Origin of the sequence: Streptomyces lavendulae subsp. lavendulae (genome assembly GCF_002803845.1) — a bacterium.
GTDB classification, from domain to species: domain Bacteria; phylum Actinomycetota; class Actinomycetes; order Streptomycetales; family Streptomycetaceae; genus Streptomyces; species Streptomyces lavendulae.
Genome location: NZ_CP024985.1, coordinates 1,684,131 through 1,698,899, shown reverse-complemented (window position 1 = coordinate 1,698,899; position 14,769 = coordinate 1,684,131). Strand labels below are relative to the sequence as shown.

The following is a 14,769-nucleotide window of genomic DNA, read 5'->3' as shown; positions in this document are numbered from 1 at the left end:
CTCGGTGCCACATCTCGCAGCGGTGGGCCCGTCTGATGGCCTCGTCCGAGCCGGTGAGGAACGCCTGGCGGGCGAGGAGTCCGCCCGTGGCGCAGTGCGGTCGGAGCGACGCAAGGAGATTTTGCGCCAGCGCCGTGAGGAGCTGGGCCTGAGCCAGGAAGACCTCGCGTCACGACTGCGCATCAGCGTGCGCGCGTACGGAAACTGGGAGCGCGGGCTCGTCAAGGAATGGACGGACCGCAAACTCCTCGCCCTGGCAGAGGCCTTGGAGATGAGCGAGCGGCAGTGCTTCTGGCTCTTCCGGGTCATGGTCGACCGGGATCCGCCGCCCACCTGGCGTGCGGCCGAGGACAACCGGCTGCCGCAGGATCCGGCCCAGCGCGACTACCTGTGCGACTACGCGGCCCTCATGGAGGCCGTCCCCTACCCGTCCTTCCTGGTGGACCACCGGTGGGACGTGGCCCTCACCAATTCGGCCTTCGACCGGCTGTTCCAGTCGGTCAGGCCGCATCCGACGGCCCTTCCGGACGACAACTTCCTGCGCTTCGTGCTCTTCCACCCGGACGCCGCGGCCGTGCTGGAGGACCACGAACCGGCCTGGTGCGTACCGCTGCTGGCGCAGTTCGCCACCGCACTCGGCGCCGCGCCGGACGACGAGGGGCTGCGGAGCATCCGTCAGGAGGTGGCTCGCGACCCGTTCATGGAGGCCGCCTACCGGTACGGGGTCCCGCACTGGCTGAGCGCCCACGGAGAACGCGCCGCGGAGCAGGACGGCGCCGTCCGGACGGTCCGTCATCCCGACCCCGGACGGGGCGTGGTGAGGTGCCGGATGGTGGCGGAATCCAGCCGAATGCTGGAGGGCATGGGTCTCACCCGGATCACCCTGGTGCTCTCCGCCCCGCAGGGCCTGCCCACCGGTCCGGTGCGCGGGACCACCGGCTTCCCGCAGCAGCAGGGGGCCCGCCTGCGGGCCGTGCCGTCACCGGTGGACTGAGCGGGCGGGGGACACTGGTGCCCTGAAGCGTGTGCCGCGGGACCCCGAAGGGGGTGCCGCCGGGCGGATGCCACGATCCGTGGCATCGCGCGGATGTCACGGATCGTGGCATCCGCCGTGGCGCCGGGACGGGACACCGCCCGGCGCGCGGTCGTGGTCCGTGGCACCGGTCGTGACGGCGGAAGGGCGGTAGGGGCGTGCGGTTGACCATCCTCGGCGGGGGCGGATTCCGCGTCCCGCTCGTCTACGGAGCACTCCTTGGGGACCGCGGCGAGGGCCGGGTGTCCCACGTGACGCTGTACGACGAGGATCCCGGCCGGCTCACCGCCATGACCCGGGTGCTGGCCGACCAGGCCGCGGCACCGGGCGTGGCGGACGCCCCGGCCGTCACCGCCACCGGGGACCTCGACGAGGCCCTGCGCGGGGCCGACTTCGTCTTCTCCGCCATCCGCGTCGGCGGACTGGAGGGCCGGGCCGCCGACGAACGGATCGCCCTGGCCGAGGGCGTGCTGGGCCAGGAGACGGTCGGCGCCGGCGGGATCGCGTACGGGCTGCGCACCGTTCCCGTGGTGCGGGAGATCGCCCGCAGGATCGCCCGCGCGGCCCCCGGGGCCTGGGTCATCAACTTCACCAACCCCGCCGGGGTGGTCACCGAGGCCATGGCCGAGGTGCTCGGCGACCGCGTCATCGGCATCTGCGACTCGCCCGTCGGACTCGGCCGCAGGATCGCCCGGCTGCTCGGCGCCCGGCCGCGGGACGCCTGGATCGACTACGTGGGCCTCAACCACCTGGGATGGGTGCGCGGCCTGCACGTGGGCGGCCGTGACGAGCTGCCCCGGCTGCTGGCCGACGAGGTGGCACTGGAGTCCTTCGAGGAGGGCCGCCTCTTCGGAGCCGAGTGGCTGCGCTCGCTCGGCGCGATCCCCAACGAGTACCTGCACTACTACTACTTCAACCGGGACACCGTGCGGGCCTACCAGGAGGCCGAGCGGACGCGCGGCGCCTTCCTGCGCGACCAGCAGCGCGCCTTCTACGCCGGGACCGGACGGCCGGACGGGCCGCCCGGGTCGGCGCTCGCCGCCTGGGACCGGACCCGGGCCGAGCGCGAGGCCACGTACATGTCCGAGAACCGCGAGGTGGCGGGCGTGGGGGAGCGCGAGGAGAGCGACCTGGAGTCCGGCGGCTACGAGCAGGTGGCCCTCGCGCTGATGCGGGCCATCGCCCGGGACGAGCGGGCCACCCTCATCCTCAACGTCCGCAACCGCGGCACCCTGTCGGTGCTCGACGCCGAGGCGGTGATCGAGGTGCCCTGCCTGGTCGACGCCAACGGGGCCCACCCCGTCGCCGTGGATCCGCTGCCGCTGCACGCGGTGGGGCTGGTGACCTCGGTGAAGGCCGCCGAGCGGGAGGTGCTCGCCGCCGCGGCGAGCGGTGCGCGGGCCGACGCCGTCAAGGCCTTCGCCCTGCACCCGCTGGTGGACTCCGTGGCCGTGGCCCGGCGGCTGCTCGACGGGTACGCGAAGGAGCACCCGGGCCTCGGCTACCTGCGCTGAGGCCGGAGCCCGGGGGCGGGCGGGCCGGTCACCCGTACGGCGGCTTGCGGCATGCGGGGGCGGCGGTCCGCTGTGAGAGTGCGAGAGTGACCACTGCTCCCGCCCCGGCCGGGGCGCCCCCCGTGCTCGACCGGCGGCGGCGCAACGTCGTCTTCGGCACGATCATGCTGGGCGTGCTGCTGGCCGCGCTCGACCAGACGATCGTGGGCACCGCCCTGCCCACCATCGTCGCGGACCTGGGCGGCGCGGAACACATGTCGTGGGTGGTGACCTCGTACCTGCTCGCGGAGACCGTCGCGACGGTGCTGGTGGGCAAGTTCGGCGACCTCTTCGGCCGCAAGCTCGTCTTCCAGATCTCCGCCGTCGTCTTCATCACCGGCTCCTTCCTGTGCGGCCTCTCCTCCAACATGACGATGCTCATCCTGTGGCGGGGCGTGCAGGGCGTCGGCGCCGGCGGTCTGATGGTCACCTCGATGGCGCTGATCGCCGACGTCGTGCCGCTGCGCGAACGAGGCAAGTACCAGGGCGCGATCGGCGCCGTCTTCGGCGTCGCGACGGTGATCGGGCCGCTGCTCGGCGGCTTCTTCACCGACCACCTGAGCTGGCGCTGGGCCTTCTACGTGAACGTCCCGATCGCCATCCTGGTGGTCGTGGCGGCGGCCCGGACCATCCCCTCGGTGCGGGCCGCCGGGCGGCCCGTCATCGACTACCTGGGCATCGCGCTCGTCGCGGTCGGTGCGAGCGCGCTGATCCTCGCCACCAGCTGGGGCGGGAACGAGTACGCCTGGAACTCCCCGGTGATCATCGGCCTGTTCGCGGGCGGCGCGCTGGCCCTGGCGCTGTTCTGCCTGGTGGAGACGCGGGCCGCCGAACCGATGCTGCCGATGCGGCTGTTCCGCAACCCCGTCTTCACGGTCTGCTCGGTGCTGAGCTTCATCGTCGGCTTCGCCATGCTCGGCGCGATGACCTTCCTGCCGACCTATCTCCAGTACGTGGACGGGGATTCGGCCACCGTCTCCGGCGTACGGACCCTGCCGCTCGTCATCGGCCTGCTCATCGCGTCCGTCTTCAGCGGCACCGTCACCAGCAGGACGGGCCACTACCGGGTCTTCCCGATCGTGGGCAGCGCGGTCATGGCGGTCGGCCTGTACCTGCTGTCGCGGATGGGGCCGCAGACCGGCGCCTGGCTGGAATCCCTGTACATGTTCGTCCTGGGCGCGGGAATCGGCCTGTGCATGCAGGTGCTCACCATCGCCGTGCAGAACACCGTCGACTACGCCGACCTGGGCACCGCCACTTCCGGCGTCACCTTCTTCCGTACGCTCGGCAGCTCCTTCGGGGCCGCCGTCTTCGGGACCATCTACGCCAACAGCCTGGAGCCCGCGCTGAAGGCGGGCGTGGCCGAGGCCGCCCGCGCCACGGGGGCCGATCCGGCACAGCTGGCGGCGGCGGCGCAGAGCCCGCAGGGGGTGCACGGTCTCGACCCGGCGGCCGCCGGGCCGGTCGTCGACGCGTACGCCGAGGCCCTGCAGACGGTGTTCCTGTGGACCGTGCCGGTGGCGCTGGTCGGCTTCGTCGTCGCGCTGTTCCTCAAGGAGGTCCACCTGCGCGACAGCGCGCGGGCCGCGTCCACGGACATGGGCGAGGGCTTCGCCTCGCCGGCCTCGGCCTCGGGGGATTCGGCCAAACTGCTGGAGCTGGCCGTGGGCAAACTCGTGCGCGGGATGGGCCAGGACACGGCACGGGCGATCGTCGAGGGCTCCGACACGCGGCTGGACATCGCGGGCGCGTGGGCCGTGATGCAGGTGGACCTGCTGACCCGGACGGTCGGGCACGCCGGCCTCGGGCTGATCGCGGCGCGCCGGTCGGTCCCGCCCGAGGTGCTGCTGCCTGTGTTCGACCGGATGACCGAGGAGGGCTTCCTGACCCGGCAGAACGGTTACTTCGCGCTGACCGCGGGCGGGGAGCGGGAGGCGGGGGTGATCTCCGCGGCGTGGGCGCAGTGGCTCGGCGACCAGCTGGAGAAGGACCGGGGACGGCCGCGCAGCGCGGAACTGAGGGCGGCGGCCGACGCGATCGCGAAGCGGCTGCTCGCGGAGGACCTGCGCGACGGCAATTTCGCGCCACGGCTGGTGCCGCGGGGGTAGGGCCGGGGAACCCGCGTCGGCCGCCGGACGTCCTTCCCGGCGAAGGGCGTCGCGTACGGGCAAGGCGGGGGGTACCGCTCATGGCGATCACATTGGCGGAGGAGGTCGTGCTGCTGTCCCTGGACGGGGCGTCGGGGGCGGCGAGGCAGCGGCAGTCGGCGGGCTGGGCCGCCGCGGGGGGCATCCTCCTCGAACTGGTCATGGCGGAGCGGGTCTCGGTGACCGGCAAGTACCTCGAACTGCGCAGTACCGCCCCCACCGGGGAGCGGCTGCTGGACGGCCGGATCCTGATGATCGAGTCCTGGCTGCGGGGGCGCAGCAAGCGGCGGGTGACGGACTGGCTGACGAAGGACCACGCCAAGGCGGTCGGCGCCGCGCTGGACGGCCTCGGCGAGCGGGGGATCGTCGGGTCGCAGGTACACAAGGTGCTCGGGGTGTTCCCGCAGCGCCGCTACCCCGAGGCCGACGCCGCCGTGGAGCGCGAGCTGCGGGACCGGCTCGGGGCCGTGGTCCTGGCGGGTGGCGACCCCGACGGGCGCACGGCGGGCCTCATCGCCCTGCTGCACGCGGCCGGGCTGCACCGGCTCGCCTTCCCGGACCGGCCGTCCCGGCTGGTGGCGCCGCGGATGGGGGAGATAGCCGCCGGGCAGTGGGCGGGCGAGGGCGTCCGCGCGGCCATCCGGGACATGCACGCCGCGGTGGCGGCCGTCACGGTGGTCATGGCCGCCTCCACGACGGTCTGAACGGCCGGGTGCCCTACGGGGTGCTCCGCGGGGCCCCGGTGGCCGGGCCGGTCGGGTAGTCGTACGAGGGCACGTGCGGCAGCATCGGAAGGTCCGGGCGCCAGCTGCGCAGCACGGCCGCCGTGGGCGGGTAGAGGGCGGAGGGGACCTCGTCCGGGGCGAACCACTGCCAGCGTGCGATCTTGTGCGGCTCGGTGACGCTGGGGCTGCCCTCGGCGGACCGGGTGAGGGCGGCGGCCGTCAGCCGGGTCAGGCCGGAGCCCGCGTCGATCTGCACCGCGAGCACCTCGATGCCCTCGGGCGCGGCCCGCAGGGCGGTTTCCTCCGCGAGCTCCCGCGCGGCGGCCTGCTCGAAGCCCTCCCCGGGATCGACCTTGCCGCCCGGCAGTTCCCACCGGCCGTCGTGCGCCTGCCCGAGCAGCAGCCGGCCGTCGGAGCCGAGCACGATCAGCCCGACGCCCACGACGGCGTTGGGCTGGGGGACGGCCCGTACGGCCGGAGCCGTCGCGGCGGCGGCCTGATCTTCGGTAGCCATGGCTCCATTTGCCGGTCCCGCCCGATCCTTTGTCAAACCCGGCCGGGCCCGTGAGCCGCCGAACGCATGGAATCGGACAGCTGTACGGGTTTCGGTCAGGGGCTGTCCGCGCAGGCTCTGGGCGGTCCGATCGTCGTACGGTCCGTCGGCTCAGGGGGGCGCAATGGCACACGTGCTGGTCATCGGCGGAGGGGTCGCGGGCCTGGCGGCGGCACTGCTCGCCGCCCGGCGGGGACACACCGTCGAGCTGTTCGAGCGGGACACCCGCGCCCCCGGTACCGCCCTGGACCGGGACTTCTTCGGCTGGCGCCGCCCGGCCGTCCCCCAGGCCGCCCAGCCGCACGCCCTGCTCGGTGCCGCCCGCAAGGTACTGGTCGCCGAACTGCCCGACGTGCACGCCGAGATGCTCCGGCTCGGCGCGCGCGAACGGCACGAGCTGGACTGGTTCGACGTGCGCCCGCCGGCCCGGCCGGGCGACGAGGACCTGATCATGCTCCAGGCGCGCCGGATCGTGCTGGAGAGCGCCCTGGCCACCGCGCTGCGGTCCGAGCCGGGGGCGGTGGTGCGCTACGGGGAGCCGGTCTCGGGTCTGACGGCCGTCGCCGGGTCCGCGGCGACGGCCCTGTCGGGGGCTGGGGCGGGGGGCGGTACGGGGGGCGGTACGGGGGCGGGACCGGGGATACGGGTGACCGGGGTGACCACGGCCGCCGGCGCGTACGAGGGGGACCTCGTCGTGGACGCCGGAGGGCGGCGGGGCGGCGTCGAACGGTGGCTGGCCGCGGCAGGCTGCCGCCCGGTCACCGTCGAGCGGCACCGCACCGGCCTCGCCTACTTCTGCCGCTGGTACCGGCTGCCCGCCGGGATGGAGGACGGTCCGCGCAGGCCCTGGACGGTGACCGGCGGGGGCTTCGCGGGCTGCGCCGTCTTCCCGGCCGACAACGCCACCTTCGCCGTGACCCTCTTCGTCCACACCGAGGACCCCACCCGCTCGGCGCTGCGCGAGCCGGTCGTCTTCGAGGCCGCGGCCCGGTCCTTCCCGCCCGGCGAGGCCTGGCTGGGCCTGGGCGCCACTCCGCTGTCCGGGGTCCTGGCCACCGCGGGCCTGGACAACCGGTGGAGCGCCCTCGCGGACGACCGGGGCCCGGTGGTGAGCGGACTGGTGCCCGTCGGGGACGCCCTCACGCACACGAACCCGACCCTGGGGCAGGGGACCTCCCTCGCCCTGTGGGCCGCGCACCGGGTGGCACGGACCGCGCACCAGGACCCGGGGTCCGACCGTTTCGCCGCCGAGTACCACGACTGGGCCGTCCGTACGGTCAAGCCCTGGTTCGACTACCAGGTCGTCGCCGACGCGGCCATCGGGGACCGCTTCGCGACCCGTGCCTCCCGGACCGGAACGGCCCGGGAGGCGGCCGCGCTGTTCGAGTGCGCACTGGAGGATCCGGAGGTGATGCGGGCCCGGGCCAGGGTCCGCCACCTCGTCGACCCGCCCGCCCGGGCCTACGCCCACCCCCTGATCCGCGCCCGCGTCACCCGCTGGCTCGCGGCCCGGCCGGAGTACGCCCCGAACGCGGTGGGACCGGACCGCGCGGAGTGGGAAAAACTGACGGCGGGCTGACCCCCTACCCGCCGGTCCCCAGCACCTCGGCGAGGTCGTAGCCGACGACCTCCTCCAGCTGGGCGTACGTGCAGGTCTCCGGGGTGCGGTCGGGGCGCCACCGGGCGAACTGGGCGGTGTGGCGGAAGCGGTCGCCCTCCATGTGGTCGTACTTCACCTCGCAGACCCGCTCCGGGCGCAGGGGGACCCAGGACAGGTCCTTCTTGCCGGTCCACCGGCTCTGCGCGCCCGGGAGGCGGGCGCTCTCGTGCGCCGACTCCTCGGTCCAGGCCGCCCAGGGGTGTCCTTCCGGGTCGGGCATGCGCAGGGGGTCCAGTTCCTCGACCAGCTCGGCGCGGCGCTTCATGGGGAAGGCGGCGCAGACCCCCACGTGCTGGAGCGCGCCCCGGTCGTCGTACAGGCCCAGGAGCAGCGATCCGACAATCGGACCGCTCTTGTGGAAACGGAAACCCGCGAGGACGACATCGGCCGTACGCTCGTGCTTGATCTTGAACATCAGGCGGGCGTCGGGCCGGTAGGGGAGGTCGAGGGGTTTCGCGACGACCCCGTCGAGTCCGGCGCCTTCGAACCGCTCGAACCACTCCCGCGCGAGCGCGGGGTCGGTGGTCGCGGGCGCGAGGTGAACGGGGGGCCGAGCGGTGGAAAGGGCGTTGACCAGGGCGGTACGGCGGTCGGCGAGCGGGGTGTCCAGCAGGGACCCGTCGTCGAGGGCGAGCAGGTCGAAGGCCACGAAGCTGGCCGGGGTGGTCTCGGCGAGGAGTTTCACGCGGGACGCGGCGGGGTGGATCCGCTCCGTGAGCCGATCGAAGTCGAGCCGACCGCCCTGCACGATCACGATCTCCCCGTCCACCACGCAACGGGGCGGCAGGTTCTCCTTGAGGGCCGCCACCAGCTCCGGGAAGTACCGGGTCAGGGTCTTTCCCGTGCGGCTGCCGATCTCCAGCTCGTCGCCGTCGCGGTGGACGATGGCGCGGAAACCGTCCCACTTCGCCTCGTACTGCATTCCGGGCGGGATCTTCGCCACGGACTTGGCGAGCATCGGCTTCACGGGGGGCATCACCGGCAGGTCCATGCCGTCGATTCTGCGGTGGTACGTGCGGACCCGCCCGGTGTGCGCGCCCGGCCGGGCCCGCCTACCGTGGCGCTCATGGGTGCTGCGGGTGGTGCGATCGAGCTCGACGCCGGCGGGCGGACGGTACGGCTGTCCAGTCCGGACAAGGTGTACTTCCCCGAGCGCGGCCTCACCAAGAGGGACGTCGCCGAGTACTACCTGGCCGTGGCGGACGGGATCACCCGCGCGCTGCGCGACCGCCCCACCACCCTGGAGCGGTACCCGGACGGGGTGGAGGGCGAGTCCTTCTTCCAGAAGCGCGCCCCGAAGAACCTCCCCGACTGGATCCCGACCGCCCACATCTCCTTCCCCAGCGGGCGCACCGCGGACGAGATCTGCCCGACCGAGCCGGCCGCCGTCCTGTGGGCCGCCAACCTGGGCTGCCTCACCTTCCACCCCTGGCCGGTGCGCCGCGCGGACACCGACCGGCCGGACGAACTGCGCATCGACCTCGATCCGCAGCCGGGCACCGACTACCACCACGCGGTGGCCGCCGCCCACGAACTGCGGGCGCTGCTGGACGAACTGGGTCTGCGCGGCTGGCCCAAGACCTCGGGCGGGCGGGGGCTGCACGTCTTCGTGCCCATCGCCCCGCGCTGGACCTTCACCGAGGTGCGCCGGTGCGCGATCGCCCTGGGCCGGGAGCTGGAACGGCGGATGCCCGAACAGGTCACCACCGCCTGGTGGAAGGAGGAGCGCGGCGAGCGCATCTTCGTCGACTACAACCAGACCGCCCGCGACCGGACCATCGCCTCGGCGTACTCCGTCCGCCCCCGCCCGCACGCCCCGGTCTCCGCGCCGCTGCGCTGGGACGAGGTGGACGACGCGGAACCGCGCGACTTCGACATCGTGACCATGCCGGCGCGCTTCGCCGAACTGGGCGACCTGCACGCCGACATGGACGAGCACGCCTTCGGCCTGGAGGCCGTGCTGGAACTCGCCGCGCGGGACGAGCACGAGCACGGGCTGGGCGACCTGCCCTATCCGCCGGACCATCCCAAGATGCCGGGCGAGCCCAAGCGGGTGCAGCCGAGCCGGGCGAAGCACGAGGACTGAGCCGCCGGTCCGCTTACGTCGGGGTGCGATACGCACTTCGAAGTGCCTTCTTCTCCTTCCGTCACGGCCGTTCCTACGGTGATCCCGTGATCCCGTGATCCGTACGGGGGATCCGGAGCGGGGAGGGGCTCATGAGGGCAGTGGTGGTGCGGGCGGCCGGAGGGCCCGAGGCGCTGGAGTACGTGGAGACGCGGGTACCCGGAGCCGGACCGGGGTCGGTCCGGATCCGGGTGGAGGGTGCCGCGGTCAATCCCGTCGACGCCGCGACGCGTTCGGGGGCGCTGGTCGAGGCGGGGCTGATGGCGCCCCGGGAGGTCACCGGCATCGGCTGGGACGTGGCCGGCGTGGTGGAGGAGACCGGCCCGGGGGTGAGGGGGTTCGCCGTCGGAGACCGGGTGATCGGCCTGCGGGACCGGCTGGACGTCCCGCTCGGCACCTACGCGGAGAGCGTGGTGCTGGACGCGGGCGCGGTCGCCCGGGCCCCGGGCTCCGTGCCGGCGACGGCCACCGCGACCCTGCCGCTGAACGGGCTCACCGCCTGGCAGGGGCTGGACCTGCTCGCAGCGGCCCCGGGGGCGACGGTCCTGGTGACCGGCGGCGGCGGGGCGGTCGGCGGCTTCGCGGTGGAGCTCGCCGTGCGCCGGGGGCTGCGCGTGGTGGCCTCGGGGGCCCCGGCGGACGAGGAGTTCGTACGGGCCCGGGGCGCGCGGTGGTTCGTACCGCGCGGAGCCGACCTGGCCGGGGCGGTCCGTGAGGCGGTGCCCGGGGGAGTGGACGGGGCGCTGGACGCGGCCGTGGTGGGGCTCCCCGCCCTGGGCGCGGTCCGCAACCGGGGCGCCTTCGTCTCCGTCGTCGCCGGGGCGGCCCCCGCCGGGCTGCGCGGCATCCGGGTCTGCGAGCTGTGGGTCGCGGCCGACGGGGCGCAGCTCGCCGCACTGGCCGCGCTGGTGGACGAGGGCCGGCTCACCCTGCGGGTGGCCGGTACGCTGCCCCTGTCGGAGGCCGTCCGCGCCCACCGGCGTCTGGAGCGGGGCGGCCTGCGCGGCCGGCTCGTCCTCGTCCCGTAGCCGGAAACCGGGGCGCTCCGTTCCGCGGTGCACCACGCCCGGAGACCGCGACCCCGGCGGCTTCTCGCGGTCGCCGCACTAGGCTCGGGCCCGTGAGGACCTCCGATGCGCGGCCGCTGCTCTTCCTGGATGTCGACGGGCCCCTGATCCCCTTCGGGGGAACGGGCCACCCCGTGGCCGCCACGGCCGGTCATCCGTTGCTGGGACGGCTCGATCCGGGTCACGGGGCCCGGCTGCTGGCGCTGCCCTGCGAGCTGGTGTGGGCCACGACCTGGGGCGAGGAGGCCAACGAGACCATCGCCCCGCGGATCGGGCTGCCGCGGCTGCCGGTGGTCGACTGGCCGGAGCCCACGGAGGACGAGGGGCGAGGCGGCCTCCACTGGAAGACCCGTCCGCTCCTCGCCCGCGCGCAGGGGCGCCCCTTCGTCTGGGTGGACGACGAGATCACCGCCGCCGACCGGGCCTGGGCGGCCGACCGTCACCCGGCGCCCGCGCTGCTGCACCGGGTCGATCCGCGTTCGGGTCTCACGCCCGCGGACTTCGACGCCCTCGCGCTGTGGCTGACCTGCTGTTGATGAGCTGTTGATCGGACGTCCATCGGGGCGCAGCAGGATCGGCGGCATGTCGATGAACACCACTGCCACCACCGCCCCCGCCTGGTACGACCTCGCGCTGTGCGCCCAGACGGGCCCGGCCTTCTTCTTCCCGGAGCCCGGTTCCTCGCTCCGGGACGCGAAGCGGCTGTGCGGGGCGTGTGAGGGGCGGGCGGCGTGCCTGGAGTACGCCCTGGCCAACGACGAGCGCTTCGGCGTCTGGGGCGGCCTCTCGGAGACGGAACGGCAGGCCCTGCGCCCGCGTCGCTGAGCGCCGCCCGCCGCCAGGCCCCGTACGGGGTGAAGCCCCGGCAGGAGGACCTGCCGGGGCTTCACCCCGTACGGGCGTACGGACCGGGCCCCTCAGGGGCCCGTGGTCGGTGTCGGTCAGCCCTTGCGGGCGGCCAGGCGCGCGGCGCGGGCGGCCAGGCGCTCGTCGAACTTGCGGGCCTCGGAGTCCAGCCCGTTCATGAAGAGCCCGAGCTCCTCCTGGGCCTTCTGGCCCTCGGGGCCGAGCCCGTCGATGTCCATGATCTTGAGGAAGCGGATCACGGGGCTCAGCACGTCGTCGTGGTGGATCCGCAGGTTGTAGACCCCGCCGATCGCCATCTGCGCGGCCATCCGCTCGAAGCCGGGCATGCCGTGTCCGGGCATCCGGAAGTTGACGACCACGTCCCGCACGGCCTGCATCGTCAGGTCCGGGGCGATCTCGAAGGCGGCGCCCAGCAGGTTGCGGTAGAAGATCATGTGCAGGTTCTCGTCCTGCGCGATGCGTGCCAGCATCCGGTCGCAGACCGGGTCACCGGACTGGTGGCCGGTGTTGCGGTGCGAGATGCGGGTCGCGAGCTCCTGGAAGGCGACGTAGGCCACCGAGTGCAGCATCGAGTGGCTGTTGTCGGACTCGAAGCCCTCCGACATGTGCTGCATCCGGAACGCTTCCAGCTTGTCCGGGTCCACGGCGCGCGAGGCCAGCAGGTAGTCGCGCATCACGATGCCGTGGCGGCCCTCCTCGGCGGTCCAGCGGTGCACCCAGGTGCCCCAGGCGCCGTTGCGGCCGAAGAGCGTCGCGATCTCGTGGTGGTAGCTGGGGAGGTTGTCCTCGGTCAGCAGGTTGACGACCAGGGCGATCTTGCCGATGTCGGTGACCTTGGACTGCTGCGGGTCCCAGGCTTCGCCGTCCTCGAAGAAGCCCGGGAAGTTCCGGCCGTCGCTCCACGGGACGTACTCGTGGGGCATCCAGTCCTTGGTGACCTTCAGATGGCGGTTCAGCTCCTTCTCGACCACCTCTTCCAGCGCGTACAGCAGCTTGGCGTCGGTCCACGCCTCCGAGCTGCCGAGGTGGGGAGAGGTGATCGTCACGGGTGCTCCTGGGGACAAAGCGAATTACCTACGGTTCCGTAGCCTACGGAGTCGTAGGTTAAGCGCGACATCAAGGCCAGCCAAGCCCCACCCGTCGGTATGTCCGGTTACGTCCGGTTATTTGTGCAGTTTGAGGGGGTCTCCCGGGGCCTCAGAAAGGTGAGATTCACGCCAGAAGGTGGTCGCCCGCCCCCGCCTTGACGGCGGGGACGGGCGTGCGGAGGCCCCGGGCCCGTCATCAGTCGTGCCAGCGGGACTCGCGGACCTCCTCGGCGCAGGTGGGGCGCAGCGTGCCGTCGAGCAGCAGCCACCGCGTGATCCCGATGGACTCCAGGAACGGCACGTCGTGGCTCGCCACCACCAGGGCGCCCTCGTAGGAGTCCAGGGCTCCGGCGAGCTGCCGGACGCTCGCCAGGTCGAGGTTGTTCGTCGGCTCGTCCAGCATCAGCAGCCGGGGGGCCGGCTCCGCCAGCAGCAGGGCCGCCAGCGTCGCCCGGAAGCGTTCGCCGCCCGAGAGGGTGCCGGCTGCCCGGTCCGCGCGGGCGCCCCGGAACAGGAAGTGCGCCAGCCGCGCCCGGATCTGGTTGTCCGTGGCCTGCGGGGCGAACCGCGCCACGTTCTGCACCACCGAGCGGTCGTCGTCCAGGACGTCGAGCCGCTGCGGCAGGAAGCGTGCCGGCACGTGCGTGACCGCCTCGCCGGACACCGGGGGCAGCAGCCCCGCGACGGTCCGCAGCAGGGTGGTCTTGCCCGAGCCGTTGCCGCCGACCAGGGCGATCCGCTCCGGGCCGCGCACTTCCCACTCGCCCGGCGCCGAGGCCCCGTGGGCGAGGTGCAGATCGCTCAGCGTGAGCACCCGCCGGCCCGGCGGTACCTCGGTGGCGGGCAGTTCGATGCGGATCTCGGCGTCGTCGCGGACCGCCTCGGCCGCCTGGTCCAGCCGCTCGCGGGCGTCGGCCAGCCGCTCGGTGTGCATGATGCGGTGCTTGCCGGCCGATTCCTGGGCGGAGCGTTTGCGGGCACCCATGACGATCTTCGGTTCGCGTTTGGTGTCGTACATCTTCTGGCCGTACCGCTTGCGCCGCGCCAATTTGAGGTGGGCGTCGGCCAGTTCGCGCTTCTGCCGCTGTACGTCGGCCTCGGCGGCCCGGACCGTCCGTTCGGCGGCCTCCTGTTCCGTGGCGAGCATCCGCTCGTACGCGCTGAAGTTGCCGCCGTACCAGTGGACTTCGCCGTCGTGCAGGTCGGCGATCTGGTCGACCCGCTCCAGCAGCTCCCGGTCGTGGCTGACCAGGACCATCACCCCGGACCAGGACTCGACGGCCGCGTACAGGCGCTGCCGGGCCTTCAGGTCCAGGTTGTTCGTGGGTTCGTCGAGCAGCAGTACGTCCGGGCGGGCGAGCAGCAGTGCCGCGAGCCGCAGCAGGACGCACTCGCCGCCGGACAGTTCGCCGACGGTGCGGTCCAGGCTGATCCGGGCGAGCCCGAGCTGGTCGAGCGTGGCCAGGGCCCGCTCCTCCACGTCCCAGTCGTCGCCCACGGCGGCGAAGTTCGCCTCCGTGGCCTCGCCCGCCTCGATGGCGTGCAGTGCGGTGCGGGCGGCGCGGATGCCGAGCGCCTCGTCCACGCGCAGGGCGGTGTCGAGGGTGGCGTCCTGGGGGAGGTGGCCGAGGGTCCCGGCGACGGAGATCCGGCCCCCGGAAGGGGTCAGTTCACCGGCGGCGAGCTTCAACAGGGTGGACTTCCCACAGCCGTTGAGCCCGATCAGGCCGGTGCGGCCGGGTCCGACGGTCAGCTGGAACCCGTCGAACACGGGAGTTCCGTCAGGCCAGTCGAAGGACAGGGCGGAGCAGGAGAGAAAAGCAGAGGGGTGACTCATGGAGGCCTCCAGGTTGCGTGAGTGGTGAGTGCAACGCGGGGAGACAGCCGACGTGTCGGTCACAGGGATGTGGTGGCGGTCGGTGTCTCGGACCTCAGAAGAGCAACGTCCTGC

Annotated in this window: 13 protein-coding genes; 9 read left to right on the top strand and 4 right to left on the bottom strand. The window is 73.4% G+C overall.

Annotated elements, in window-relative coordinates; all coding sequences use genetic code 11:
- The first annotated feature begins 121 nt into the window (after positions 1-121).
- The 4 genes from SLAV_RS07725 to SLAV_RS07710 all read left to right on the top strand — a co-directional run bounded on the left by SLAV_RS07725 (position 122) and on the right by SLAV_RS07710 (position 5,437).
- Positions 122-994 (top strand): MmyB family transcriptional regulator, encoded by an 873-nt coding sequence (locus tag SLAV_RS07725; RefSeq protein ID WP_037687881.1) that lies wholly within the window; start codon positions 122-124, stop codon positions 992-994.
- Positions 995-1,191: 197 nt separating this feature from the next.
- Positions 1,192-2,547 (top strand): 6-phospho-beta-glucosidase, encoded by a 1,356-nt coding sequence (locus SLAV_RS07720; RefSeq protein WP_030234844.1) that lies wholly within the window; start codon positions 1,192-1,194, stop codon positions 2,545-2,547.
- 86 nt (positions 2,548-2,633) lie between these two features.
- Positions 2,634-4,694: an MDR family MFS transporter gene (locus SLAV_RS07715; RefSeq protein WP_030234841.1), complete on the top strand. Its 2,061-nt coding sequence runs from the start codon at positions 2,634-2,636 to the stop codon at positions 4,692-4,694.
- Between the two features lie 80 nt (positions 4,695-4,774).
- A complete protein-coding gene (locus SLAV_RS07710) occupies positions 4,775-5,437 on the top strand; it encodes a GOLPH3/VPS74 family protein (protein WP_030234839.1) in 663 nt (220 codons plus the stop codon).
- 13 nt (positions 5,438-5,450) lie between these two features.
- Here the strand turns inward: SLAV_RS07710 and SLAV_RS07705 are convergent, their stop codons facing one another.
- The gene (locus SLAV_RS07705) at positions 5,451-5,972 is read right to left on the bottom strand and encodes a nucleotide triphosphate diphosphatase NUDT15 (protein ID WP_030234837.1); all 522 of its coding nucleotides are present in this window, start codon (positions 5,970-5,972) and stop codon (positions 5,451-5,453) included.
- Between the two features lie 163 nt (positions 5,973-6,135).
- Between SLAV_RS07705 and SLAV_RS07700 the strand changes: the two genes are divergently transcribed.
- Positions 6,136-7,590: an NAD(P)/FAD-dependent oxidoreductase gene (locus SLAV_RS07700; RefSeq protein ID WP_100660810.1), complete on the top strand. Its 1,455-nt coding sequence runs from the start codon at positions 6,136-6,138 to the stop codon at positions 7,588-7,590.
- Positions 7,591-7,594: 4 nt separating this feature from the next.
- On the opposite strand, the gene SLAV_RS07695 is transcribed toward SLAV_RS07700, so the two are convergent.
- The gene (locus SLAV_RS07695; RefSeq protein WP_030224827.1) at positions 7,595-8,662 is read right to left on the bottom strand and encodes an ATP-dependent DNA ligase; all 1,068 of its coding nucleotides are present in this window, start codon (positions 8,660-8,662) and stop codon (positions 7,595-7,597) included.
- A 75-nt stretch (positions 8,663-8,737) separates the two neighbouring features.
- On the opposite strand from SLAV_RS07695, the gene ligD reads away from it, so the two are divergent.
- The 4 genes from ligD (at position 8,738) to SLAV_RS07675 (ending at position 11,688) form a co-directional block, all read left to right on the top strand.
- Positions 8,738-9,757, top strand: coding sequence for a non-homologous end-joining DNA ligase (gene ligD / locus SLAV_RS07690; RefSeq protein ID WP_030224825.1), 1,020 nt, complete (start codon positions 8,738-8,740; stop codon positions 9,755-9,757).
- Positions 9,758-9,888: 131 nt separating this feature from the next.
- Positions 9,889-10,824, top strand: coding sequence for an NADP-dependent oxidoreductase (locus tag SLAV_RS07685; protein ID WP_030224824.1), 936 nt, complete (start codon positions 9,889-9,891; stop codon positions 10,822-10,824).
- 92 nt (positions 10,825-10,916) lie between these two features.
- Complete coding sequence (locus SLAV_RS07680) at positions 10,917-11,399, top strand: HAD domain-containing protein (protein ID WP_030224823.1); 483 nt, start codon at positions 10,917-10,919, stop codon at positions 11,397-11,399.
- 46 nt (positions 11,400-11,445) lie between these two features.
- The gene (locus SLAV_RS07675) at positions 11,446-11,688 is read left to right on the top strand and encodes a WhiB family transcriptional regulator (protein WP_030224819.1); all 243 of its coding nucleotides are present in this window, start codon (positions 11,446-11,448) and stop codon (positions 11,686-11,688) included.
- A gap of 116 nt (positions 11,689-11,804) precedes the next feature.
- On the opposite strand, the gene SLAV_RS07670 is transcribed toward SLAV_RS07675, so the two are convergent.
- Entirely contained in the window at positions 11,805-12,776 is a 972-nt protein-coding gene (locus SLAV_RS07670; RefSeq protein WP_030224816.1) for an acyl-ACP desaturase, read from the bottom strand.
- Between the two features lie 238 nt (positions 12,777-13,014).
- Complete coding sequence (locus SLAV_RS07665; RefSeq protein WP_030224815.1) at positions 13,015-14,655, bottom strand: ABC-F family ATP-binding cassette domain-containing protein; 1,641 nt, start codon at positions 14,653-14,655, stop codon at positions 13,015-13,017.
- Between the last annotated feature and the right edge of the window lie 114 nt (positions 14,656-14,769).

Bases quoted from the DNA above. Each gene is read 5' to 3' on its own strand.
- SLAV_RS07710 (WP_030234839.1), top strand. From the start codon at position 4,775: ATGGCGATCACATTGGCGGAGGAGGTCGTGCTGCTGTCCCTGGACGGG.
- SLAV_RS07705 (WP_030234837.1), bottom strand. From the start codon at position 5,972: ATGGCTACCGAAGATCAGGCCGCCGCCGCGACGGCTCCGGCCGTACGG.
- SLAV_RS07700 (WP_100660810.1), top strand. From the start codon at position 6,136: ATGGCACACGTGCTGGTCATCGGCGGAGGGGTCGCGGGCCTGGCGGCG.
- SLAV_RS07695 (WP_030224827.1), bottom strand. From the start codon at position 8,662: ATGGACCTGCCGGTGATGCCCCCCGTGAAGCCGATGCTCGCCAAGTCC.
- ligD (WP_030224825.1), top strand. From the start codon at position 8,738: ATGGGTGCTGCGGGTGGTGCGATCGAGCTCGACGCCGGCGGGCGGACG.
- SLAV_RS07685 (WP_030224824.1), top strand. From the start codon at position 9,889: ATGAGGGCAGTGGTGGTGCGGGCGGCCGGAGGGCCCGAGGCGCTGGAG.
- SLAV_RS07675 (WP_030224819.1), top strand. From the start codon at position 11,446: ATGTCGATGAACACCACTGCCACCACCGCCCCCGCCTGGTACGACCTC.
- SLAV_RS07665 (WP_030224815.1), bottom strand. From the start codon at position 14,655: ATGAGTCACCCCTCTGCTTTTCTCTCCTGCTCCGCCCTGTCCTTCGAC.